A 19316-nucleotide genomic window follows, 5' to 3' on the forward strand; every position below is an offset into this window, starting at 1 on the left:
GCGTGGCCCCGGCGAACCGTGGACCCTCTCTCACTGCGGCTGTGACGGGCCTGACCCGCTCGGTTCTACTGACGGTTTCCCGCGTTCTTCCGAGAGCTCCCCGGTGATGTCCGGATCGATGCTGATCGTCCGATTGTACGCGTACGTAGGCTCGGATGCATGTCTGCACGCCAGGTCCGTCCTCTTCCGCCCCGATCAGCCGCGCCTGACCTTCCGGCGCGACTGACGCCGGTCACGGCTCTGGAGCGCCGCGCCGACCTCACGCAGTCACGAATCGAGGGGCTCTGCGGTGAGGTGGATGCCGCGCACTCGCGGTTCGTCGAATGCGTTCTCGCGCTGTCGCCGCTGGAGCGATTCGATCTCACCGGAGCGACCCTCATCGATGTCGAGATCGAGAATCTGCGGGCGACGACCCTCGCCGCCGTCAGCGGCACGTGGCGCTCGGTGCGCATCACGGGAGGCCGCATCGGCACGCTGGACCTGTCGCGCGCGCAGCTGGATGCCGTGGAGATCCGCGGTGCCCGCGTCGATTACCTCTCCCTCGGGCAGGCGACCGCCGCCGACATCCTGATCGCCGACTGCGTGCTCGGCACGCTCGACATGCCCGCGGCGCGGCTGGAGCGCGTGCGGTTCGAGGGATGTCGCGCCGACGACGTCGATACCCGTGAGCTGCGGGCATCTCACCTCGACCTCCGAGGACTCGAAGCGCTCGGCTTCACCGACCTGCAGACGCTGCGCGGCGCCACCCTGGCACCCCACCAGGTCGCCGCGCTCGCGGAGTCGTTCGCCGCCGCGCTGGGCATCGACGTGCGCGACTGATTTCGCCCCTCACCGCCCTGCGGCGAGCAGCTCCCGCGTGAATGGATGCCGCGGCGAGGCGAACACCTCCGCCACCGCGCCCTGTTCGACGACGGCACCGTCCTGCATCACGAGCACGTCGTCGGCGATGGCGGCGATCACGTCGAGGTCGTGCGACACGAAGACCATCGCGAGTCCGCGTCTGGCCTGCAGCCGCCGCAACAGCGCCAGCACGCGTTCGCGCACCGTGGGATCCAGCGCCGACACCGGTTCGTCGAGCACGAGCACGTCGGGGTCCACGGCCAGGGCCCGGGCGATGGCGGCGCGCTGGCGCTGGCCACCCGAGATCTGGGACGGGCGGCGACGCGCGAGCGCGGCATCCAGCCCCACTTCCGCCAGCAGATCGGCGGCCCGGGCGCGGCGCTGTGCGCGCGGCACGCCGCCGGCGGCGAGAGCCTCACGCACGGATCGGCCGATGCTCCAGCGCGGATCGAGAGCGCCGAGCGGGTTCTGGTGCACGAGCTGCACGCGTCGGCGCAGCGCCGGTTCGTCACGATGCGACCAGGTCGCGCCGTCGATGCTCACCGTGCCCGTGTCGGGCTTCTCGATGCCGACGATCATGCGGGCGAGCGTCGTCTTCCCCGATCCCGACTCCCCCACGATGCCCAGCGTGCACCCGCGGCCGAGGTCGAAGGAGACCTCCTGTACGGCGGGGCGGTCGAACGACTTCGACAGTGCGCGCGCGGAGACGAGCGGCGTCTCGCGGCCCCCGTCGCAGCCGTGCACGCCCGGCACGTGCCGAGACGCGGCGAGCATCTCACGCGTGTGCGGATGCTGCGGCGCATCGAACACCTCGGCTGTCGTGCCCTCCTCGATGAAGACGCCGCCGCGCATCACGGCCACGCGGTCGGCGACGCGGCGGACCGCGGCGAAGTCGTGACTGACGAAGACGACGGCGGTGCCGCGGTCGGCGATCGCGCGCAGCAGGTCGAGCACACGTGCCTGCACCGTGGCGTCCAGCGCCGTCGTCGGCTCATCGGCGATGAGCACCGCAGGCTTCCCCGCCAGCGCCGAGGCGATCAGGGCCCGCTGGCGCAGTCCGCCGGACAGCTCGTGCGGGTACTGCCGTGCCCGGCGGGCCGGGTCGGGCATGGCGACGTCGGTGAGCAGCGTCTCGACGCGCGCCTGTGTGGTCGCGCGCGGCATCCGCGGCTCGTGGATCACGATGGGCTCGGCAACTTCCGCCCCGACGCGCCGCAGCGGGTCGAGCGAGACCAGCGCGTCTTGCGAGACCAGCGCGATGCGGGTGCCGCGCAGCTGCCGCCACCCACGCTCGTCGAGGCGCAGCGCGTCGACGCCGTCGACGGTGAGGGCGTCGGCGGTCATGCGGGCACCGTCGGGAATGAGGCCGAGCAGCGCACGCGCGGTGAGCGACTTGCCCGCCCCCGATTCGCCGACGATCGCAAGGCACTCCCCGGGCGCGACGCGCAGCGACACCCCGGCGACCGGGGTCGCCCCACCGATCGAGATGCGCAGCCCCGACACCTGCACGGCGCTCACGAGACCCTCCCGTCGGCGCGGGAACGCAGCGTGCGCCCCACGATCGTCGCGGCGACCACGGTGAGGGTGATCGCCGCGCCCGGGAACACCGACACCCACCACGCCTGGCCGATCACGTTGCGTCCGCCCGAGAGCATGAGGCCCCATTCCGGGGTGGGCTCGGTGGGGCCGAGGCCGAGGAAGCTGAGACCTGCGGCGGCGAGGATGCTGGAACCGATGCCGATGGTGGCGAGCACGCTGAGGGCGCCGACGACGCCCGGCGCGACGTGGCGGACGAAGGCGAGGGGGGCAGGCACCCCGAGGATGCGGGCGGCCTCGACGTGCTCCGCGGCGCCGAGCGTGCGGGTCTGTGCGCGGGCGAGCCGCACGTACACCGGGACGGCGGCGATCGTGACCGCCAGCGCGACGTTCGTGGGGCCCGGACCGAGCACGGCGACCACCACGAGGGCGATGAGGAACTCGGGGAACGCCAGCAGGATGTCGGTGGCGCGCATCGCGACGGCATCCACCGCCCGCGGCGCGATACCCGCGACCGACCCCACGACGAGGCCGATCGCGAACGCGAGGGCGGTCGCGAGCAGCCCGATCCCCACCGACCGGGCCGCCCCGTGCACGACGCGGGAGTAGACGTCGCGTCCGCTCTGGTCGGTGCCGAACGGATGCTCGGGCGAGGGGGCCAGCAACGCCTGGCGCACATCCGTCTGCAGCGGGTCGAGCGGGGTGAACAGCTGCGGCGCGAATGCGGCCACGGCGATCGCCACGAGCACGGCGACCGCAGCGCCCAGCATCAGGCGCTGCGCCGGCCTCATGCCGGCACCCCCGCACGCGCTGCGACCGGCGATGGCAGGCGGCGCAGCCGCGGGTCGAGGAGCGGGTAGGTCAGTTCCACGATCGTGTTGATGACGACGAAGACCATCGCGCTCAGCAGGATGATGCCGGTGATCACGGGGAGGTCCCGGTCGGTGATGGCGGCGAGGGTCACCCGACCCAGCCCCGGGCGGGCGAAGACGGTCTCGACGAGCACGGCGCCGCCGAGCAGAGACCCCACGAGATAAGCGGCGAGGGTGAGCGCCCCCGTCGCGCCGTGCCGCAGGGTGTGGTGCAGCGTCAGTCGTGTCGCACCGGCACCGCGGGCGCGCACTGTCGTCGCGAACGGCTGCCGCTCGGCGGACTCGATGCCGTCGCGCAGCACCTGCCCCAGCAGCGCCGCCACCGGGAGGGCGAGGGTGACGGCCGGGAGGACGAGCGTCGCGGGGTTGCGCGACCCCGACACCGGGAACCACCCGAGCCCGAAGGCGAACACGCTCAGCAGCACGAGCCCGATCCAGAACACCGGCGAGGACAGCACCACGAGCTCTACGCCGGCGGCGACCGTGCGGGCGACGCGCCCGCGCGCGAGGACGGCCACGGCGAACGCGACGGTCAGCGCGATGAGCAGCGCCAGCACCGACAGCTGCACGGTGGCGCCGAGCTGGCGTCCGATGACCTCGGTCACCGGCATCCGCAGCTGGTACGACTCCCCCAGGTCGCCGCGCAGCAGCTGCCCGAGGTAGGCGAGGTACTGCTCCAACGGTGGCCGGTCGAGACCGAGCTCGGCGCGGATGCCGTCCTTCACAGCCTCGCTCACCTGCGCCTGCGGGCCGAGCATGACCGACACCGGGTCACCGGGGATCACCCGGAACGCCAGAAAAGCGAGGGTCGCCGCCCCCCACAGCACCACGATGATCGACACCGCGATGCCGGCAGCGCGCGCAGCGACTCGGCGAAGCGTCTGCCGCGCCGGAACCGCCGGGATCTCCGCGCCGCGTGGGCGCTCGCTCACTCGAGCGTCACGCCATAGAACAGCGGGCGTCCGTACAGGTCGTACTCGAGGCCCGAGATCGTCTCGCCGACGGCGGTGATGAACGCGGGGCTGTACAGCGGCACGATGGCGACGTGCTCGGCGTTCCACTGCTGCACCTCTCGGTAGAGCACGGCGCGCTCGGCGGCATCGGAGGTCGCCACGGCATCCTCGAGCAGCAGGTCCATCGCCGGATCGTTCACCTGCGAGGCGTTCTGGAATCCCTCGCTGTGCAGGTGGCTGCGCAGCAGGTCGGGGTCCACGCCCGAGAAGCCCCAGTCGGTGAGGTCGTAGGTCTTGGGCCCGTACTGCTCGTTGTAGGCACCCGGCTCGAGCACCTCGCGCACGATCTCGAAGCCGACGGCCTTCAGATCGGACTGGATCGCGTTGCCCAGCGCCGCACGGTCGTCGGGCACGGGCGTCCACGCGATCCAACGCGCCGACAGCCGTTCGCCGTTCTGGGTGCGGTAGCCCTCGGCGTCGCGCTCGGTCCAGCCGGCCTCGTCGAGCAGCGCGTTCGCCGCGTCGGGGTCGAACGGCCAGGTGCCCTCGAGGGACGCGTCGTAGGTCGGGGTCGTGCTCCCCAGAATGCTCCACGCTCGCGGGAACTGGCCGAAGTAGATCTCCTCGACGGCGGTGTCGATGTCGATCGCACGGCTGAACGCCTGGCGCACGCGCTGGTCGGCGAAGACACCGTATGCCTCGTTGAGGTAGAGCGAGTACGGCAGGCCGGGGTACTCGATCGCCTCGACGGTGAGGGTGTCGCTGAGGTCGCCGACGAGGTTCGGCGGCAGCTGGCTGGCGAGGTCGGCCTCGCCGCTGTCGACGACGCCCGCGCGCACGGCGGCTTCGGGAAGGATGCTCACCCGCAGGGTTTCGAACGACGGCGCGCCCTGACCGTCGGGGCCCCAGGCGTAGTCGTCGTTGCGCGTGTAGACGAGCTCCTGGTCGGGTGTGTAGTCGGTCAGCTCGAACGGGCCGGTGCCGACGGTGACGCCGGGCCCCCCTGCCTTCAGCCGGTCAGCGGACTCCGCCAGCACGGCGGGCGAGTAGAAGCCGAGGTGCGCGGTGCTCGCGGCCTGCAGGAACGGGGCGTAAGGCTGGGTGAACTCCACCCGCACGGTGTGGTCGTCCACGACCTCGGTGCCGGCGTAGAAATCTGCGCCCATCATGCTCGCCGCCTGCGCGGAAGCGGTCTCGGGGTCGACGATGCGGTCGAAGTTCGCCTTCACCGCGGTGGCGTCGAAGGGCTCGCCGTCGTGGAAGGTGACGTCGTCACGCAGCACGAAGGTGTAGCTCGTGCCGTCGCCGGACACCTCCCACGATTCCGCCAACCACGGCGAGAAGCTGCCGTCGGCCTCCTGGAACACGAGGGAATCGAGCACCGCGCGCTGCACCAGCGCTGACACGTCGAGCTGACTGGTCTGGGGGTCCATGTGGCCGGCAGACAGGTTCGCGCCTTCGATCGCCCACACCACCTCGCCGCCGTCAGCGGACTCGCCGCCGGTCGGCGCGCAGGCGGACAGGGCAAGGGTCGCCGCGACGGCGACAGCGGACAGGGGAAGCAGGCGGCGAAGCGAAGGCATGCGGGACCTCAGGCAGGATCGGATGGGAGACGTCCCACGGTACCCCTTTTTGGACGCGGTAGATCTATCCGACGGCTGTCGGAATCGCTGGGTGGCGCCGCGCGTCGCGGGTCGCGCCTCGCCGAGCTGCGGAGATCTGCCCGGCTGCGGACGAATGCGCGGCATCCCCCCTTGTCCCGGCAGATCCCCTCGCTTCAGCGGGCGCGGTGAAGGCCCTGCGCGACGGCGCGCTGGATGAGATCCTGCACGCGGAGCCAGTGGTCGACGACCTGCACGTAGTCGACGCGGATGACGTGGTAGCCGAGCAGCAGGAGCGTCGCATCGTGGGCGATGTCCGCGCGGCGCTGCGCGCCCACATGGTGGCCACCATCGATCTGCAGCACCAGCCGTTCGCCGATGAGGAAGTCGACGGGGCGCCCCGCGATCCAGGCCTGCGGCAGGATCGACAGGTCGAGCCACCGCAGCCGCGGCGGTATGAAGCTCTCGAGCCCGGAATCGGCGAACGGGTTCGACTGCGCCAGCACGTGACGCGCGGCGTGCGTGAGCGGCAGTCGCTCGAGCGCGGCTCGATCCACCAGGCGGCGGCGCAGCGCCGACTCCCACACAGCGAGGGCGTGCTCGAACGGAAGGCAGCCGGCGACGGTGGCGAGCACGTTCTCGACAGGGTCGACGAGGGCATCCGGATGCCGCGCCAGCAGCGGCCGCGCCCAATGAACGCGGGCGCCCGCGGCCTGGATGCCGCCGGCATTGGGTTTCGCCGCGACGTGCGGCCGGTCCTCGCACAGCACCCACAGCCCGAGGCGACGCGCCTGCGTGAGGCAGCTGAGCACCACGCCGTCGCGCGCGGCCGCGACGAGGAACGGGTCGGCATCGGGGACCGCCACCCACACGCGGCGCACCCGCGTGAGCTCGCCGCCGGCCACCGCTCGTGCGATGCGGTGCTTGCTGAATCCGGCCGCCTGGAGCGACACACAGCGGGCCACTCCGCCGAGGGCGATGACGTGCGCGATCAGATCCATGCAGCGAGTGTGGCGACACCCGCCGCCGCCGCGTGGCCGAGCGCGTCGGTGTGGGGATGCATCGCGCCCGATCGCCGCTGGGGAGGAGTCTCTGCATGCCCCGAGCCGCTGCCCGGATGCGGGGATCCGCCGAGATGCGGGGGCATCCGCGGCATCCACCCGCGTTCGGGCAGATCCCCGCATCTCGGCAACACGGAGCCCGCGTCTCGGCGACACGGAGCCCGCATCCGGGCAACGCGGGTGCCGCGTCCCGGCACGGGGTGCCGCATCCGGAGGCTGCGCGACACCCGGGCGCCCGCGGCGCCCGCCCTCAGTCCTCCCCGGTAAACTGGCCCGGTTCCCACACTCAGGCACGCTCACACAGTGCCGCACATACCGCTCGAGGAGTCCCCCATGTCGCAGATCCCTGACAAGCCCGCGCTGGAAGGCCTCGAGCAGAAGTGGGATGCCGCATGGAGTGAGCACGGCACCTACCTGTTCGACCGTGACGCCGCCAAGGCCAAGGGCCGTGCGGGCGTCTTCTCGGTCGACACCCCGCCGCCGACCGCCTCCGGAAGCCTGCACATCGGGCACGTCTTCTCCTTCACGCACACCGACGTGAAGGTGCGCTACGAGCGCATGCGCGGCAAGACCGTGTTCTACCCGATGGGCTGGGACGATAATGGGCTCCCCACCGAGCGCCGGGTGCAGAACTACTACGGCGTGCGCTGCGACCCGTCGCTCCCCTACGACCCCGACTTCACTCCCCCGTTCGAGGGCGGCGACAACAAGAGCAGCAAGGCCGCCGATCAGGTGCCCATCAGCCGCCGCAACTTCATCGAGCTGTGCGAGAAGCTCACCGTCGAGGACGAGAAGCAGTTCGAGGCGCTCTTCCGCCAGCTGGGCCTCAGCGTCGACTGGACCCAGACCTACCGCACCATCTCGGACGAGACGATCCGCACGAGCCAGCTGGCGTTCCTGCGCAACGTCGAGCGCGGCGAGGCCTACCAGGCGCTGGCGCCCACGCTGTGGGACATCGACTTCCGCTCCGCCATCGCGCAGGCCGAGCTCGAGGACCGCGACCAGCCGGCCGCCTACCACCGCGTGGCGTTCCACCTCACCGACGGCTCCGGCGACATCGAGATCGAAACCACGCGCCCCGAGCTGCTCGCCGCCTGCGTCGCGCTCGTCGCCCACCCCGACGACGAGCGCTACCAGCCGCACTTCGGCTCGACCGTGCGCACGCCCCTCTTCGACGTCGAGGTGCCGGTGCTCGCGCACCCCCTCGCGCAGAAGGACAAGGGCTCGGGCATCGCCATGATCTGCACCTTCGGCGACGTGACCGACATCATCTGGTGGCGGGAGCTGGACCTCCCCAACCGCACGATCCTCGGCAAGGACGGCCGCATCGTCGCCGAGGCCCCCGAGGTGATCGTGACGGATGCCGCACGTGCGGCCTACGCCGAGCTCGCCGGCAAGACGGTGTTCAGCGCCAAGAAGCGCATCGTCGAGCTGCTGCGCGAATCGGGCGAGCTCATCGGCGACCCGAAGCCGTTCACCCACCCGGTGAAGTTCTACGAGAAGGGCGACCGCCCGCTCGAGATCGTCTCGACCCGCCAGTGGTATATCCGCAACGGCGCGCGTGACGCCCAGCTGCGCGAGAAGCTCATCGCCCTCGGCGCCGGCATGGACTGGCATCCCGATTTCATGCGCGTGCGCTACGAGAACTGGACCAACGGTCTGACCGGTGACTGGCTCGTCTCCCGCCAGCGCTTCTTCGGCGTGCCGATCCCGGTCTGGTACGCCCTCGATGAGACCGGTGAGCGGGACTACAGCCGCGTGCTCACTCCCGACCTCACGAGCCTGCCCGTGGACCCGACCAGCGACGTGCCCCCGGGGTACACCGAGGAGCAGCGGGGCGTGCCCGGCGGCTTCGACGCCGAGCGCGACATCTTCGACACCTGGGCGACCTCGTCGCTCACGCCGCAGCTCGCCGGAGGCTGGGAGCGCGATCCCGAGCTGTGGGACCTCGTCGCCCCGTTCTCGATGCGCCCGCAGGGCCAGGACATCATCCGCACGTGGCTGTTCTCCACCATGCTGCGCAGCGCCCTCGAGGACGACCGCGCGCCGTGGACGGATGCCGCGATCTCCGGCTTCATCGTCGACCCCGACCGCAAGAAGATGTCCAAGTCCAAGGGCAACGTGGTCACGCCGGCGGACATCCTCGCCCAGCACGGGACGGATGCCGTGCGTTACTGGGCGGCCTCCAGCCGCCTGGGCGCGGACGCGGCGTTCGACCCGCAGAACCCCACGCAGGTGAAGATCGGCCGTCGCCTCGCGATCAAGGTCCTCAACGCGGCGAAGTTCGTGCTGTCGTTCCCGGTCCCCGAGGGCGCCGAGGTGACGCATGCACTGGATGCCTCCATGCTCGCGACCCTCGACGGTGTCGTGCGTGAGGCGACGAAGGCTTACGAGGCGTACGACCACGCCCGCGCGCTCGAAGTGACCGAGGCGTTCTTCTGGACGTTCTGCGATGACTACCTCGAGCTCGTCAAGGAGCGCGCCTACAACCAGGCCGACGTCGGGCAGGCCTCGGCGGCGCTCGCGCTGCGCCTGGCCCTGTCGACACTGCTGCGCCTGCTCGCGCCGGTGTTGTCGTTCGCGACCGAGGAGGCCTGGTCGTGGTTCGAGGAGGGCTCGGTGCACACCGCCGCCTGGCCGGAGCCGCTCGGCATCGAGGGTGACCCCGCGGTGCTGCGCGTCGTCGGCGAGGCGCTCATCGGCATCCGTCGGGCGAAGACCGAGGCGAAGGCCTCGCAGAAGACCCACGTCGAGCGTGCGACGATCGGCGCGAGCGAGACCGCCGCGGCGGCGCTGCGCCTCGCCGAAGGCGACCTCAAGGCCGTCGGCCGTGTCGCCGAGATCACCTACCAGGACGCCGAGACCACCTCGGTGCTCGAGATCGTGCTCGCCCCGCAGGAGGTCTGACATGCAGCTCGGAACCCGTTGGACTTCCGGTGACGAACCGCCCGCAGCGGTGCCCGACAGCATCCGTGGCCAGATCCAGGCCGTCGACCGGGCCATTCCCGGCGATGACCTCGGTCAGCCGCGCCCGCGGTGGACGCTCACGTTCCTCGAGGGCCGGCCCCTCGCCGAGCTCGAGACGGGCGTCGTGGTCTCGCTCGACGCCGAGGGCAACGCCGTGGTCGGGCACGATCCCGACGACGACTTCGCCTGACCGCACCGCGCCCCGAAAAGCGCACGCGCCCGCGTCCCTCCGACCGACAATCGGCGGAGCGACGCGGGCGCGTGTGCGTCTGAGAGCGTGGGCTGTCTAGTACCGCCGTGCAGCGATGTCCACGCGGGTTGCGGCGTCGAGCGCTGCCTGCACGTCCTGCACCGGCGTTGGGGCAGGCCCCGCGTCGGCCATCTGCTCCTGCGGCAGGGACGGGTCGCTGAAATAGATCGTCCCGTAGGCGGGGGTCTCCGGTTCGAAACGCCAGCTCTCCGCAAGCGTGCCGGCGTCGATGGTGTCGAAGCCCAGCAGGCTGATCAGCTCCGCCGCTTCGGCCTTCGCGGCGGGGTCGTCCCCCGCGATCGGCAGGGCCGTGCGATCGGCGGCTCCCGCCGGACGTGCCAAGGCCGGGATGTGCGCAGCCACGATGTTGTTGAACGCCTTCACATAACGCTTGGCACCCAGCTGGTCGCGCACCATCTCGCTGGTAGTCAGTGTGTCGTCCCGCAGCTCAGGGATGATGCCATCCCGCGAGGGGTAGTAGTTGCTCGTGTCGAGCACGAGGGTGTCGCTCAGCAGGCCGGGCGGAAGGTCGGGAACGGCTTTGAGCGGGATGGACAGCACGACCGCGTCTCCACGCTCGGCAGCCTCGGCGACCGTTCCAGCCTGAGCGAGCGGGCCGAGTTCGGTGACCAGATCCTGGAGCGTCTCGGGTCCGCGCGAGTTCGCGATCACCACGTTGGTCCCTGCGGCGATGGCCAAGCGAGCCACCGCCGATCCGATGTGTCCGCTTCCGATGATTCCCAGCGTTGGCATTCTGCTTCCCTTCGGTCGGGGGCGGCGGCTGTCCGTCGCGGGGCCGCGGTGGCGACCCGTACCGAAGGCGAACCGCCGCTGCGCGCAGACCATTCCCCCGCCCCGGCATCCATCGACAGTGCGCGCCCCTGGCAGGGCTCCCGCCGTCCGGCTCTGGGAGCGAGCGAGCCGTAGGCTGAAACGATGACGGACGAGACCAATCCCCTGCTGACTCCGAGCACGCTGCCCTATGACCTCCCCGACTACCGGGTGATCCGCGCAGAGCATTACCTGCCGGCGTTCGAAGCCGCCTTCGCTGCGCAGCGGGCCGAGGTCGACGCCATCACCGCCAACCCCGACGCTCCGTCGTTCGACAACACGATGACCGCCCTGGAGCTGTCCGGTGACCTGCTGGGGCGCGTCGCGCATGCCTTCTACACGGTGTCTTCAGCGGATGCCACGCCCGACATCCAGGCAGCGGAAGAGACGCTCGCCCCGCTGATGTCGGCGCACCAGGATGCCATCCAGCTCGACAGCGCGCTCTTCGCCCGCGTGCGCGCGCTGTTCGAGCAGCTCGACGAGCTCGACCTCACCCCGGAGCAGCGTTACCTGGTGCAGCGCCGCCACACCCAGATGAGCCACGCCGGCGCGGGGCTCTCCAACGACGCCAAGCAGCGTCTCACCGCGCTCAACCAGCGGCTGTCCACGCTCACGACGGCCTTCGAGAAGAACCTCCTCGCCGACACCAACGAACTCGCTGTGGTGTTCGACGACGCCGCCGAACTCGACGGACTCACCGCGGGCGAGCTCTCCGCCACCGCCCAGGCCGCCGCCGACCGCGGCCTCGACAGCAGCTACGTCGTCGCGCTCACCCTCTTCACCGGGCACCCCTACCTGTCGTCGCTGACCGATCGCGAGTCCCGGCGGCGCCTACTCGAGGCCTCACGCTCGCGCGGCTCCCGCGGCAACCAGCACGACAACCGGGGTGTGCTGCGCGAGATCGTGCGGCTGCGCGCCGAGCGCGCCGAACTGCTCGGCTACGACAACCACGCCGCGTACATCACGTCCGATGAGACCGCGGGCTCCCCCGACGCGGTGCGCGAACTGCTGTTCCGCCTGGCCGCACCCGCAGCGCGCAACGCCGAGAGGGAGCGCGCCGCGCTGCAGGAGATCATCGACGCCGGCCCCGAGCCCTTCCCCCTCGAAGCGCACGACTGGGCGTTCTACACCGAGCAGGTGCGCCAGGAGCGGTACGACCTCGATCGCGGTGCACTGCGGCCGTGGTTCGAGGCGGAGCGCGTCCTGCGCGACGGGGTCTTCTTCGCGGCGACCGCGCTGTACGGCATCACGTTCACCGAGCGCCCGGACCTTCCCAGCTACCACCCGGAGGCGCGGATCTTCGAGATCCACAACGCCGACGGCTCGGCGCTGGGCCTGTACGTGCTCGACCTCTACACACGCGACACGAAGCGGGGCGGGGCATGGATGAACTCGATCGTCGCGCAGTCGCGCCTGCGTGGCACCGCTCCGGTCGTGGTCAACAACCTCAACGTCGCACGTCCCGCCCCCGGCCAGCCGACGCTCCTCACGCTGGACGAGGTCAACACGCTCTTCCATGAGTTCGGTCACGCACTGCACGGCCTGTTCGCGACCGTCACCTACCCGAGCTTCGCGGGCACGAATGTGTACCGCGACTTCGTGGAGTTCCCCAGCCAGGTGAACGAGATGTGGATCTACTGGCCGGAGGTGCTGAGCAACTATGCCCGGCACATCGAGACCGGTGAGCCGCTGCCTGCCGAGGTCGTCGAGAAGCTCGCCACCTCCGAGACGTTCAACCAGGGCTTTGCCACCAGCGAGTATCTCGCCGCATCGTGGATCGACCAGGCCTGGCACCGCCTCGGCGCGGCTGAGGCCGCAGCCGACATCGATGTGGCGGAGTTCGAAGCTCAGGCCCTGGCCGAGATCGGACTGGACAGCCCCGTCGTGCCGCCCCGGTACTCCTCGACGTACTTCGCCCACATCTTCTCGGGCGGCTACAGCGCGGGGTACTACTCGTACATCTGGAGCGAGGTCCTCGACGCCGACACGGTCGAGTGGTTCCACGAGAACGGCGGACTCACGCGCGCCAACGGCGACCGCTTCCGCCGGCGGCTGCTCGGCATGGGAGGCTCCAAGGACCCGCTCGAGGCGTATCGCGACTTCCGCGGCCGGAATGCCGAGATCGCGCCGCTGCTGGAGCGGCGCGGCCTCACGGGCTGATCGCACCCGACGTCGACGGGTTCGGTGTCACGAGCAGACCGAGCCCGTCGGCGAAGCCGCGCGCTCTGCGCCTTCGCGGGTCGCCGGCCTGGTCAGGCGCTCTTGCGCTTCTGGCGGAGCACCAGCGTCGGCGCGGCACCCTCTTCGACGGAGGGACGCGTGATGATCACCTTGTCGACGTCTTCAGCGGACGGAATCTCGAACATGATCGGCCCGAGCACGTCTTCGAGGATCGCTCGCAGTCCGCGGGCTCCCGTCTTGCGCAAGACGGCGAGGTCGGCGATGGCGCGCAGGGCGTCGTCCTCGAACTCCAGCTGCACCCCGTCGAGCTCGAACATGCGCTGGTACTGCTTGACCAGGGCGTTGCGCGGCTCGGTGAGGATCTCCATGAGCGCGTCCTGATCGAGCGGTGCGACCGAGGCGACCACCGGCAGACGACCGATGAACTCGGGGATCAGGCCGAACTTGTGCAGGTCTTCGGGCAGCACCTCGCTGAACAGGTTGAGATTCTCGCCCTTGTCGTGCAGCGGTGCGCCGAACCCGACGCCGTGCTTTCCGACGCGCGAGGAGATGATCTCCTCCAGCCCGGCGAAGGCACCCGCCACGATGAACAGCACGTTCGTCGTGTCGATCTGGATGAACTCCTGATGGGGGTGCTTGCGGCCGCCCTGCGGCGGCACCGAGGCGACCGTGCCCTCGAGGATCTTCAGCAGCGCCTGCTGCACGCCCTCCCCCGACACGTCGCGCGTGATCGACGGGTTCTCGGCCTTGCGGGCGATCTTGTCGACCTCGTCGATGTAGATGATGCCGGTCTCGGCGCGCTTGGTGTCGAAGTCGGCGGCCTGCAGCAGCTTCAGCAGGATGTTCTCGACGTCTTCGCCGACGTAGCCCGCCTCGGTGAGGGCGGTGGCGTCGGCCACAGCGAAGGGCACGTTGAGACGCTTCGCGAGGGTCTGGGCGAGGTACGTCTTACCGCAGCCGGTGGGGCCGAGCAGCAGGATGTTGCTCTTGGCGATGTCGATGTCGTCGGCTCGCTGCTCGGCAGGCTGCAGCGTGCCGTGCGCGCGGATGCGCTTGTAGTGGTTGTAGACGGCGACCGACAGCGCGCGCTTCGCGGGCTCCTGCCCGACGACGTATTCCTCGAGGAAGGAGAAGATCTCGCGCGGCTTGGGCAGATCGAACTCGGCGACCTCGCCACTGCCCGACTCGGCCATGCGCTCTTCGATGATCTCGTTGCACAACTCGACGCACTCGTCGCAGATGTACACGCCCGGTCCGGCGATCAATTGCTGGACCTGCTTCTGACTCTTCCCACAGAAGGAGCACTTGAACAGGTCGGCGCTTTCACCGATGCGGGCCATCAGGCTCCTCCTTACTGGCCCCAGTCGGGCGCTCTCCGAGCCTAACTGCTGGGTACGACATCAGGCGGCATTTGCGGCGTCCTATGTCGCATCCGATGTTCCGCGCAGAAACGGCGAAGCCCCGCCCGTCGATGAAACGACGGACGGGGCTTCACGGCATCCCGATGTCAGCCGGTGATCGCCGCGGGGTGACGCTTGCGCGTGGTCAGCACCTGGTCGACCAAGCCGTACTCGAGGGCGTCGTTCGCAGACAGGATCTTGTCACGGTCGATGTCCTTGTTGACCTGCTCCTGCGAGCGGTTGGAGTGCTTCGCGAGCGTCTCCTCGAGCCACGTGCGCATGCGCAGGATCTCGGCGGCCTGGATCTCGATGTCCGATGCCTGTCCGTGGCCGGCCTCGCCGACGGCGGGCTGGTGGATGAGGATGCGGGCGTTGGGGAGGGCCAGACGCTTACCGGGGGCGCCGGCGGCCAGCAGCACGGCCGCGGCGGATGCCGCCTGGCCGAGCACGACGGTGGAGATCTGCGGCGACACGTACTGCATGGTGTCGTAGATCGCCGTCATCGCGGTGAACGAGCCACCGGGCGAGTTGATGTACATGACGATGTCGCGGTCGGGGTCCTGGGACTCGAGCACGAGCAGCTGGGCCATGACGTCGTCGGCCGACGCGTCGTCGACCTGCACGCCGAGGAAGATCACGCGGTCCTCGAAGAGCTTGTTGTACGGGTCCTGGCGCTTGTAGCCGTAAGCGGTGCGCTCTTCGAACTGCGGCAGGATGTAGCGGTTGTTCGGCATCTGCAGGCCCTGAGGGGCACCGCCGAAGGTGGGGGTGTGCATCTGTTCTGTCTCCTTCGGAGGACTCAGTTGGCGGTTTCGTCGGGGATGTCGCCGTCTGTGGCGGTTCCGCCGCCACCGGTCACGCCCGCGGCGTGCTCGCGGATGTGATCGACGAACCCGTACTCAAGCGCCTCTTCCGCGGTGAACCAGCGGTCGCGGTCGCCGTCGGCGTTGATCTGCTCGACGGACTTGCCCGTCTGGCCCGCGGTGATCTCAGCCAGGCGACGCTTCATCGACAGGATCAGCTGAGCCTGCGTCTGGATGTCGCTGGCGGTGCCGCCGAAGCCGCCGTGCGGCTGGTGCAGCAGCACGCGGGCGTTGGGCGTGATGTATCGCTTGCCCTTGGTGCCGCTGGTCAGCAGCAGCTGGCCCATCGAGGCCGCCATGCCGATGCCGACGGTGACGATGTCGTTGGGCACGAACTGCATCGTGTCGTAGATCGCCATGCCGGCCGTGATCGAGCCGCCGGGCGAGTTGATGTAGAGGTAGATGTCCTTCTCGGAGTCCTCCGCCGCCAGCAGCAGGATCTTCGCGCAGATCTCGTTCGCGTTGTCATCGCGCACCTCCGACCCCAGCCAGATGATGCGGTCCTTCAGCAGCCTGTCGAAGACGCTCGTGGCGACAAGTGGTTCGGCCATGTTCACTCCTGTTTCCGTGGTCCGTCGCAACGAATCTACCGGCGCGCCACGGGCGACCCGCCCGTGTTCGCCCTGGGCAGAGCGTCCGCTGCGGCGATCGGGTGAAACGCCGACGGGACGGATGCCGCAGCACCCGTCCCGTCGACGTCGTCGATCGTGTCGAATTACTTCTCGTCCGCGGTCTTCTTGGCAGCCTTGCGGGTCGCCGGCTTCTTGGCGGGCTCGGCCTCGGCTGCGGGCTCGGCAGCGTCGGTGGCGGGCCTCTTGGCGGCGGGCTTCTTGGCGGCGGGCTTCTTGGCGGGAGCCTCGTCGGCGTCGGCCTTGGCAGGAGCCTTCTTGGCCGGAGCCTTCTTGGCGGGCGCCTTCTTGGCCGGCTTCTCCTCGGCCTCGATCACGGCGTCGGCGTCGGCCGCGGCGTCGGCGATCTCCTGGGCCTCTTCGACGACCTCTTCCTCGGCGGCAGGCTCGTCCTCGAGGGCGATGAAGCCCGAGAGGTCGACCGGCTTGCCGGCGGTGTCGACGACGGTGACCTTGCCCAGCGCCAGGGCGAGCGCCTTGTTGCGGGCGACCTCACCGATCATGGCGGGCAGCTGGTTGCCCTGCTGCAGCGCGTTGACGAACTCCTGCGGGGCCATGCCGTACTGCGCGGCCGACTGGATGAGGTACTGGGTGAGCTCGTCCTGCGAGACCTGCACCTTGAACTGCTCGGCGATCTTGTCGAGCACCATCTGGGTGCGGAACTGCTTCTGGCTCGCCTCGGTGACCTCGGCGCGGTGCTCGTCGTCCTCGAGGCGGCCTTCGCCCTCGAGGTGCTGGTGCACCTCGTCCTCGACGAGCTGCTCGGGCACGGGGATGTCGGTCAGCTCGATGAGCTTCTCGACGAGCTTGTCGCGTGCGGCGGATGCCTGCGCGAAGCCGGACTGCTCGTCCACGCGCTCGGCGAGGCTGGCGCGCAGCTCGTCGATCGTGTCGAACTCGCTGGCCATCTGCGCGAAGTCGTCGTCGGCGTCGGGGAGCTCGCGCTCCTTGACGGCGACGACCGTCACGGCCACCTCGGCCTCGGAGCCGGCGTGGTCGCCGCCCACGAGCTTGGAGCGGAACGTGGTGTCCTCACCGGCGGTGAGCGACTCGATCGCCTCGTCGGTGCCCTCGAGCAGCTCGCCCGAGCCGACCTCGTACGACACGCCCTCGGCGCGGTCGATCTCGTTGCCGTCGATCGTGGCGACGAGGTTGAGCTCGACGAAGTCGCCCTTCGCGGCGGGACGGTCGACCGTCACCAGCGTGCCGAAGCGGCCGCGCAGGCGGTCGAGCTCGGCGTCGACGGCTGCCTCATCGGTCTCGACGGCGTCGACCTCGATGGTCAGGTCCTCGTAAGCGGGGAGCTCGAACTCGGGGCGCACGTCGACCTCGACGTCGACGACCAGGTCGCCGGAGAAGTCCTTGTCGCTGGGCCACTCGACGACCTCGGCGGAGGGCCGGCCGACCACGCGGATCTCGGTCTCGGTGACAGCGGCGCGGTAGAAGCCGTCCAGGCCTTCGCTGACCGCGTGCTCGATGACCGCACCGCGACCGACACGCTGGTCGATGATGGGCGCGGGCACCTTGCCCTTGCGGAATCCGGGAATCTGGATGTCCTCGGCGATGTGCTCGTACGCGTGAGCGATGGCGGGCTTCAGTTCGTCCGGAGTGACCGTGATGTGGAGCTTGACCCGGGTCGGGCTGAGCTTCTCGACGGTGGCGTTGACCATTCCTGTTGCTTCTCCTTGGGTGATCCGCGCAGACGCGGAGGCGGAAAGTCTGGATGTCTGGGAGGTCGTTACGTCGGGGCGACAGGATTTGAACCTGCGGCCTCCCGCTCCCAAAGCGGGCGCTCTACCAAGCTGAGCTACGCCCCGGGCTGTGCGCACGCATGCGTGCGCCGAAACGACCCCGGGAAGTCTAGCCGACCGCGCCGTGTCCGCGCTGAGCCCGCGGTTCGTCTAGACTCATGGATGCCGCGGCCTGCCGCTGCGGGGATGTAGCTCAATGGTAGAGCCTCAGTCTTCCAAACTGATGGTGCGGGTTCGATTCCCGTCATCCCCTCCACTTCTCGTTCCAGCGCGACGAACCCGTCGCCCGGATGCGGAGATCTGCCTGGGCAAGGACCGATTGCCGGCATCCATCCGCACCCGGGCAGATCCCCGCATGTCGGCGACGTCGGCCCTGCCCACGACACCGGGCCCCGGGCGTGTCGTCAGGCCTGCGTGGCGCCGCGGTGCGCGTCGGAGTGCGCGCGGTACACGTCGGCGTTGCGGCGCAGCTTCGCCCGCTCGTCGTCGGTGAGCTCCCGTCGCACCTTCGCCGGCACCCCGGCCACGAGCGACCCCGGCGGCACGATCATGCCCTCCAGCACCACCGCTCCCCCGGCCACGAGCGACCCCGCGCCGATGACGGCACCGGAGAGCACGACGCTTCCCATGCCGATGAGCGAAACGTCCTCGACGGTGCAGCCGTGCACGACCGCGTTGTGGCCGACGGACACGTTCTCACCGATCACGACGGGGTGCCCGGGGTCGACGTGCACCGAGACGTTGTCCTGCACGTTGCTGCCCGCGCCGATCGTGATCGCGGCGCTGTCGGCGCGCAGCACCGCGTTGTACCAGACGCTCGCCTGCTCCCCCAGGGTCACCGCCCCCACCAGGCGGGCGCCGGCGGCGACGAACGCCGAGGCGGGCACGTGCGGGGTCGCACTGGAGACGGACAGGACGGAGGCTTCGTCGGTGACGGTCATGCCCCGAGCGTAGAGCCGCGCGCATAAGCCGAGCCTCAGCTTGCTTGCGGAATACCGTCGCCTGAGTAGCGTTGTGCCGAGCGGGGTGACACCCCGCCGATAGGAGACGACCATGACGAAGAACCAGACCATCCCCGCCACCGCCGCCGACCCGACGGTGGCCGCCGGCACCGCTCAGTTCCTCACGCCCGTCGTCCTCGGCCTGCAGGCCCTCGCCGTCAACGGCAAGCAGGCGCACTGGAACGTGCGCGGCGCGAACTTCCAGTCCATCCACGAGCTCCTCGACACCGTCGTCGGGCACGCGCAGGGTTGGGCCGATGACGCCGCCGAGCGCATCGTCGCCCTCGGTCTCCCGATCGACGCCCGCGTGTCGACGGTCGCCGAGAAGACCAAGCCCACGGCCGTCCCGGCCGGTTTCACGCAGTGGGATGCCATCGTGCGCGATGTCCTCGCCGACATCGACGCCGTCCTGATCGACCTGCAGACCGCCATCGACGGGCTCGACGAGGTCGACCTCACCAGCCAGGACATCGCCATCGGCATCAAGGCCGGGCTCGAGAAGGACCGCTGGTTCCTCTTCGCCCACCTCGCCGAGTAGTCCTCGATACAGCGAAGCCCCGCCCCGCTCGGTGCGGGGCTT

General features: G+C 70.1%; 16 protein-coding genes and 2 tRNA genes. 6 read left to right on the plus strand and 12 right to left on the minus strand.

The window, feature by feature from the left end; genetic code table 11:
- Positions 1 to 159 precede the first annotated feature (159 nt).
- Positions 160 to 819, plus strand: a complete 660-nt coding sequence (locus tag H9651_RS02675; protein WP_191717576.1) for a pentapeptide repeat-containing protein — start codon at positions 160 to 162, stop codon at positions 817 to 819.
- Between the two features lie 9 nt (positions 820 to 828).
- On the opposite strand, the gene H9651_RS02680 is transcribed toward H9651_RS02675, so the two are convergent.
- From H9651_RS02680 to H9651_RS02695, 5 genes are all read right to left on the minus strand, one after another.
- On the minus strand, positions 829 to 2358 hold the full coding sequence (locus H9651_RS02680) for an ABC transporter ATP-binding protein (protein ID WP_318244731.1): 1530 nt from the start codon (positions 2356 to 2358) through the stop codon (positions 829 to 831).
- Positions 2355 to 3167: an ABC transporter permease gene (locus tag H9651_RS14615; protein ID WP_225216309.1), complete on the minus strand. Its 813-nt coding sequence runs from the start codon at positions 3165 to 3167 to the stop codon at positions 2355 to 2357. The genes H9651_RS02680 and H9651_RS14615 overlap by 4 nt, the downstream gene beginning before the upstream one ends.
- Positions 3164 to 4180 (minus strand): ABC transporter permease, encoded by a 1017-nt coding sequence (locus H9651_RS14965; protein WP_318244732.1) that lies wholly within the window; start codon positions 4178 to 4180, stop codon positions 3164 to 3166. Before H9651_RS14965 ends, H9651_RS14615 begins: the two co-directional genes overlap by 4 nt.
- Entirely contained in the window at positions 4177 to 5784 is a 1608-nt protein-coding gene (locus tag H9651_RS02690) for an ABC transporter substrate-binding protein (protein ID WP_191717578.1), read from the minus strand. The genes H9651_RS14965 and H9651_RS02690 overlap by 4 nt, the downstream gene beginning before the upstream one ends.
- 194 nt (positions 5785 to 5978) lie before the next feature.
- Positions 5979 to 6803: a DUF559 domain-containing protein gene (locus H9651_RS02695; protein WP_191717579.1), complete on the minus strand. Its 825-nt coding sequence runs from the start codon at positions 6801 to 6803 to the stop codon at positions 5979 to 5981.
- 393 nt (positions 6804 to 7196) lie between these two features.
- On the opposite strand from H9651_RS02695, the gene valS reads away from it, so the two are divergent.
- Together valS and H9651_RS02705 are read left to right on the plus strand one after the other, a co-directional pair.
- A complete protein-coding gene (gene valS / locus H9651_RS02700; protein WP_191717580.1) occupies positions 7197 to 9770 on the plus strand; it encodes a valine--tRNA ligase in 2574 nt (857 codons plus the stop codon).
- Position 9771: 1 nt separating this feature from the next.
- On the plus strand, positions 9772 to 10020 hold the full coding sequence (locus H9651_RS02705; RefSeq protein WP_191717581.1) for a hypothetical protein: 249 nt from the start codon (positions 9772 to 9774) through the stop codon (positions 10018 to 10020).
- 96 nt (positions 10021 to 10116) lie between these two features.
- Here the strand turns inward: H9651_RS02705 and H9651_RS02710 are convergent, their stop codons facing one another.
- Complete coding sequence (locus tag H9651_RS02710) at positions 10117 to 10833, minus strand: NADPH-dependent F420 reductase (protein ID WP_404802983.1); 717 nt, start codon at positions 10831 to 10833, stop codon at positions 10117 to 10119.
- A gap of 183 nt (positions 10834 to 11016) precedes the next feature.
- Here H9651_RS02710 and H9651_RS02715 point away from each other — a divergent pair, with 183 nt between their 5' ends.
- The gene (locus H9651_RS02715; RefSeq protein WP_191717583.1) at positions 11017 to 13071 is read left to right on the plus strand and encodes a M3 family metallopeptidase; all 2055 of its coding nucleotides are present in this window, start codon (positions 11017 to 11019) and stop codon (positions 13069 to 13071) included.
- Positions 13072 to 13163: 92 nt separating this feature from the next.
- On the opposite strand, the gene clpX is transcribed toward H9651_RS02715, so the two are convergent.
- The 5 genes from clpX to H9651_RS02740 form a co-directional block, all read right to left on the minus strand.
- Positions 13164 to 14432, minus strand: a complete 1269-nt coding sequence (gene clpX, locus H9651_RS02720; protein ID WP_191717584.1) for an ATP-dependent Clp protease ATP-binding subunit ClpX — start codon at positions 14430 to 14432, stop codon at positions 13164 to 13166.
- A gap of 167 nt (positions 14433 to 14599) precedes the next feature.
- Positions 14600 to 15268 (minus strand): ATP-dependent Clp protease proteolytic subunit, encoded by a 669-nt coding sequence (locus H9651_RS02725; RefSeq protein WP_191717585.1) that lies wholly within the window; start codon positions 15266 to 15268, stop codon positions 14600 to 14602.
- Positions 15269 to 15291: 23 nt separating this feature from the next.
- Positions 15292 to 15906, minus strand: coding sequence for an ATP-dependent Clp protease proteolytic subunit (locus H9651_RS02730; RefSeq protein ID WP_191717586.1), 615 nt, complete (start codon positions 15904 to 15906; stop codon positions 15292 to 15294).
- 164 nt (positions 15907 to 16070) lie between these two features.
- A complete protein-coding gene (gene tig / locus H9651_RS02735) occupies positions 16071 to 17654 on the minus strand; it encodes a trigger factor (RefSeq protein WP_191717587.1) in 1584 nt (527 codons plus the stop codon).
- Between the two features lie 73 nt (positions 17655 to 17727).
- A tRNA-Pro gene (locus H9651_RS02740) sits at positions 17728 to 17801 on the minus strand.
- Between the two features lie 116 nt (positions 17802 to 17917).
- Here H9651_RS02740 and H9651_RS02745 point away from each other — a divergent pair.
- Positions 17918 to 17991 (plus strand) — tRNA-Gly (locus H9651_RS02745).
- A gap of 148 nt (positions 17992 to 18139) precedes the next feature.
- Here the strand turns inward: H9651_RS02745 and H9651_RS02750 are convergent.
- Positions 18140 to 18676 (minus strand): gamma carbonic anhydrase family protein, encoded by a 537-nt coding sequence (locus H9651_RS02750; RefSeq protein WP_191717588.1) that lies wholly within the window; start codon positions 18674 to 18676, stop codon positions 18140 to 18142.
- Positions 18677 to 18788: 112 nt separating this feature from the next.
- Between H9651_RS02750 and H9651_RS02755 the strand changes: the two genes are divergently transcribed.
- A complete protein-coding gene (locus tag H9651_RS02755; protein WP_191717589.1) occupies positions 18789 to 19274 on the plus strand; it encodes a Dps family protein in 486 nt (161 codons plus the stop codon).
- The last annotated feature ends 42 nt before the right edge of the window (positions 19275 to 19316 follow it).

Origin of the sequence: Microbacterium pullorum (genome assembly GCF_014836535.1) — a bacterium.
In the GTDB taxonomy this organism is placed as follows: Bacteria; Actinomycetota; Actinomycetes; order Actinomycetales; family Microbacteriaceae; genus Microbacterium; species Microbacterium pullorum.

Bases quoted from the DNA above. Each gene is read 5' to 3' on its own strand.
- H9651_RS02675 (WP_191717576.1), top strand. From the start codon at position 160: ATGTCTGCACGCCAGGTCCGTCCTCTTCCGCCCCGATCAGCCGCGCCT.
- H9651_RS14615 (WP_225216309.1), bottom strand. From the start codon at position 3,167: ATGAGGCCGGCGCAGCGCCTGATGCTGGGCGCTGCGGTCGCCGTGCTC.
- H9651_RS02690 (WP_191717578.1), bottom strand. From the start codon at position 5,784: ATGCCTTCGCTTCGCCGCCTGCTTCCCCTGTCCGCTGTCGCCGTCGCG.
- H9651_RS02695 (WP_191717579.1), bottom strand. From the start codon at position 6,803: ATGGATCTGATCGCGCACGTCATCGCCCTCGGCGGAGTGGCCCGCTGT.
- valS (WP_191717580.1), top strand. From the start codon at position 7,197: ATGTCGCAGATCCCTGACAAGCCCGCGCTGGAAGGCCTCGAGCAGAAG.
- H9651_RS02705 (WP_191717581.1), top strand. From the start codon at position 9,772: ATGCAGCTCGGAACCCGTTGGACTTCCGGTGACGAACCGCCCGCAGCG.
- H9651_RS02710 (WP_404802983.1), bottom strand. From the start codon at position 10,833: ATGCCAACGCTGGGAATCATCGGAAGCGGACACATCGGATCGGCGGTG.
- H9651_RS02715 (WP_191717583.1), top strand. From the start codon at position 11,017: ATGACGGACGAGACCAATCCCCTGCTGACTCCGAGCACGCTGCCCTAT.
- clpX (WP_191717584.1), bottom strand. From the start codon at position 14,432: ATGGCCCGCATCGGTGAAAGCGCCGACCTGTTCAAGTGCTCCTTCTGT.
- H9651_RS02725 (WP_191717585.1), bottom strand. From the start codon at position 15,268: ATGCACACCCCCACCTTCGGCGGTGCCCCTCAGGGCCTGCAGATGCCG.
- H9651_RS02730 (WP_191717586.1), bottom strand. From the start codon at position 15,906: ATGGCCGAACCACTTGTCGCCACGAGCGTCTTCGACAGGCTGCTGAAG.
- tig (WP_191717587.1), bottom strand. From the start codon at position 17,654: ATGGTCAACGCCACCGTCGAGAAGCTCAGCCCGACCCGGGTCAAGCTC.
- H9651_RS02750 (WP_191717588.1), bottom strand. From the start codon at position 18,676: ATGACCGTCACCGACGAAGCCTCCGTCCTGTCCGTCTCCAGTGCGACC.
- H9651_RS02755 (WP_191717589.1), top strand. From the start codon at position 18,789: ATGACGAAGAACCAGACCATCCCCGCCACCGCCGCCGACCCGACGGTG.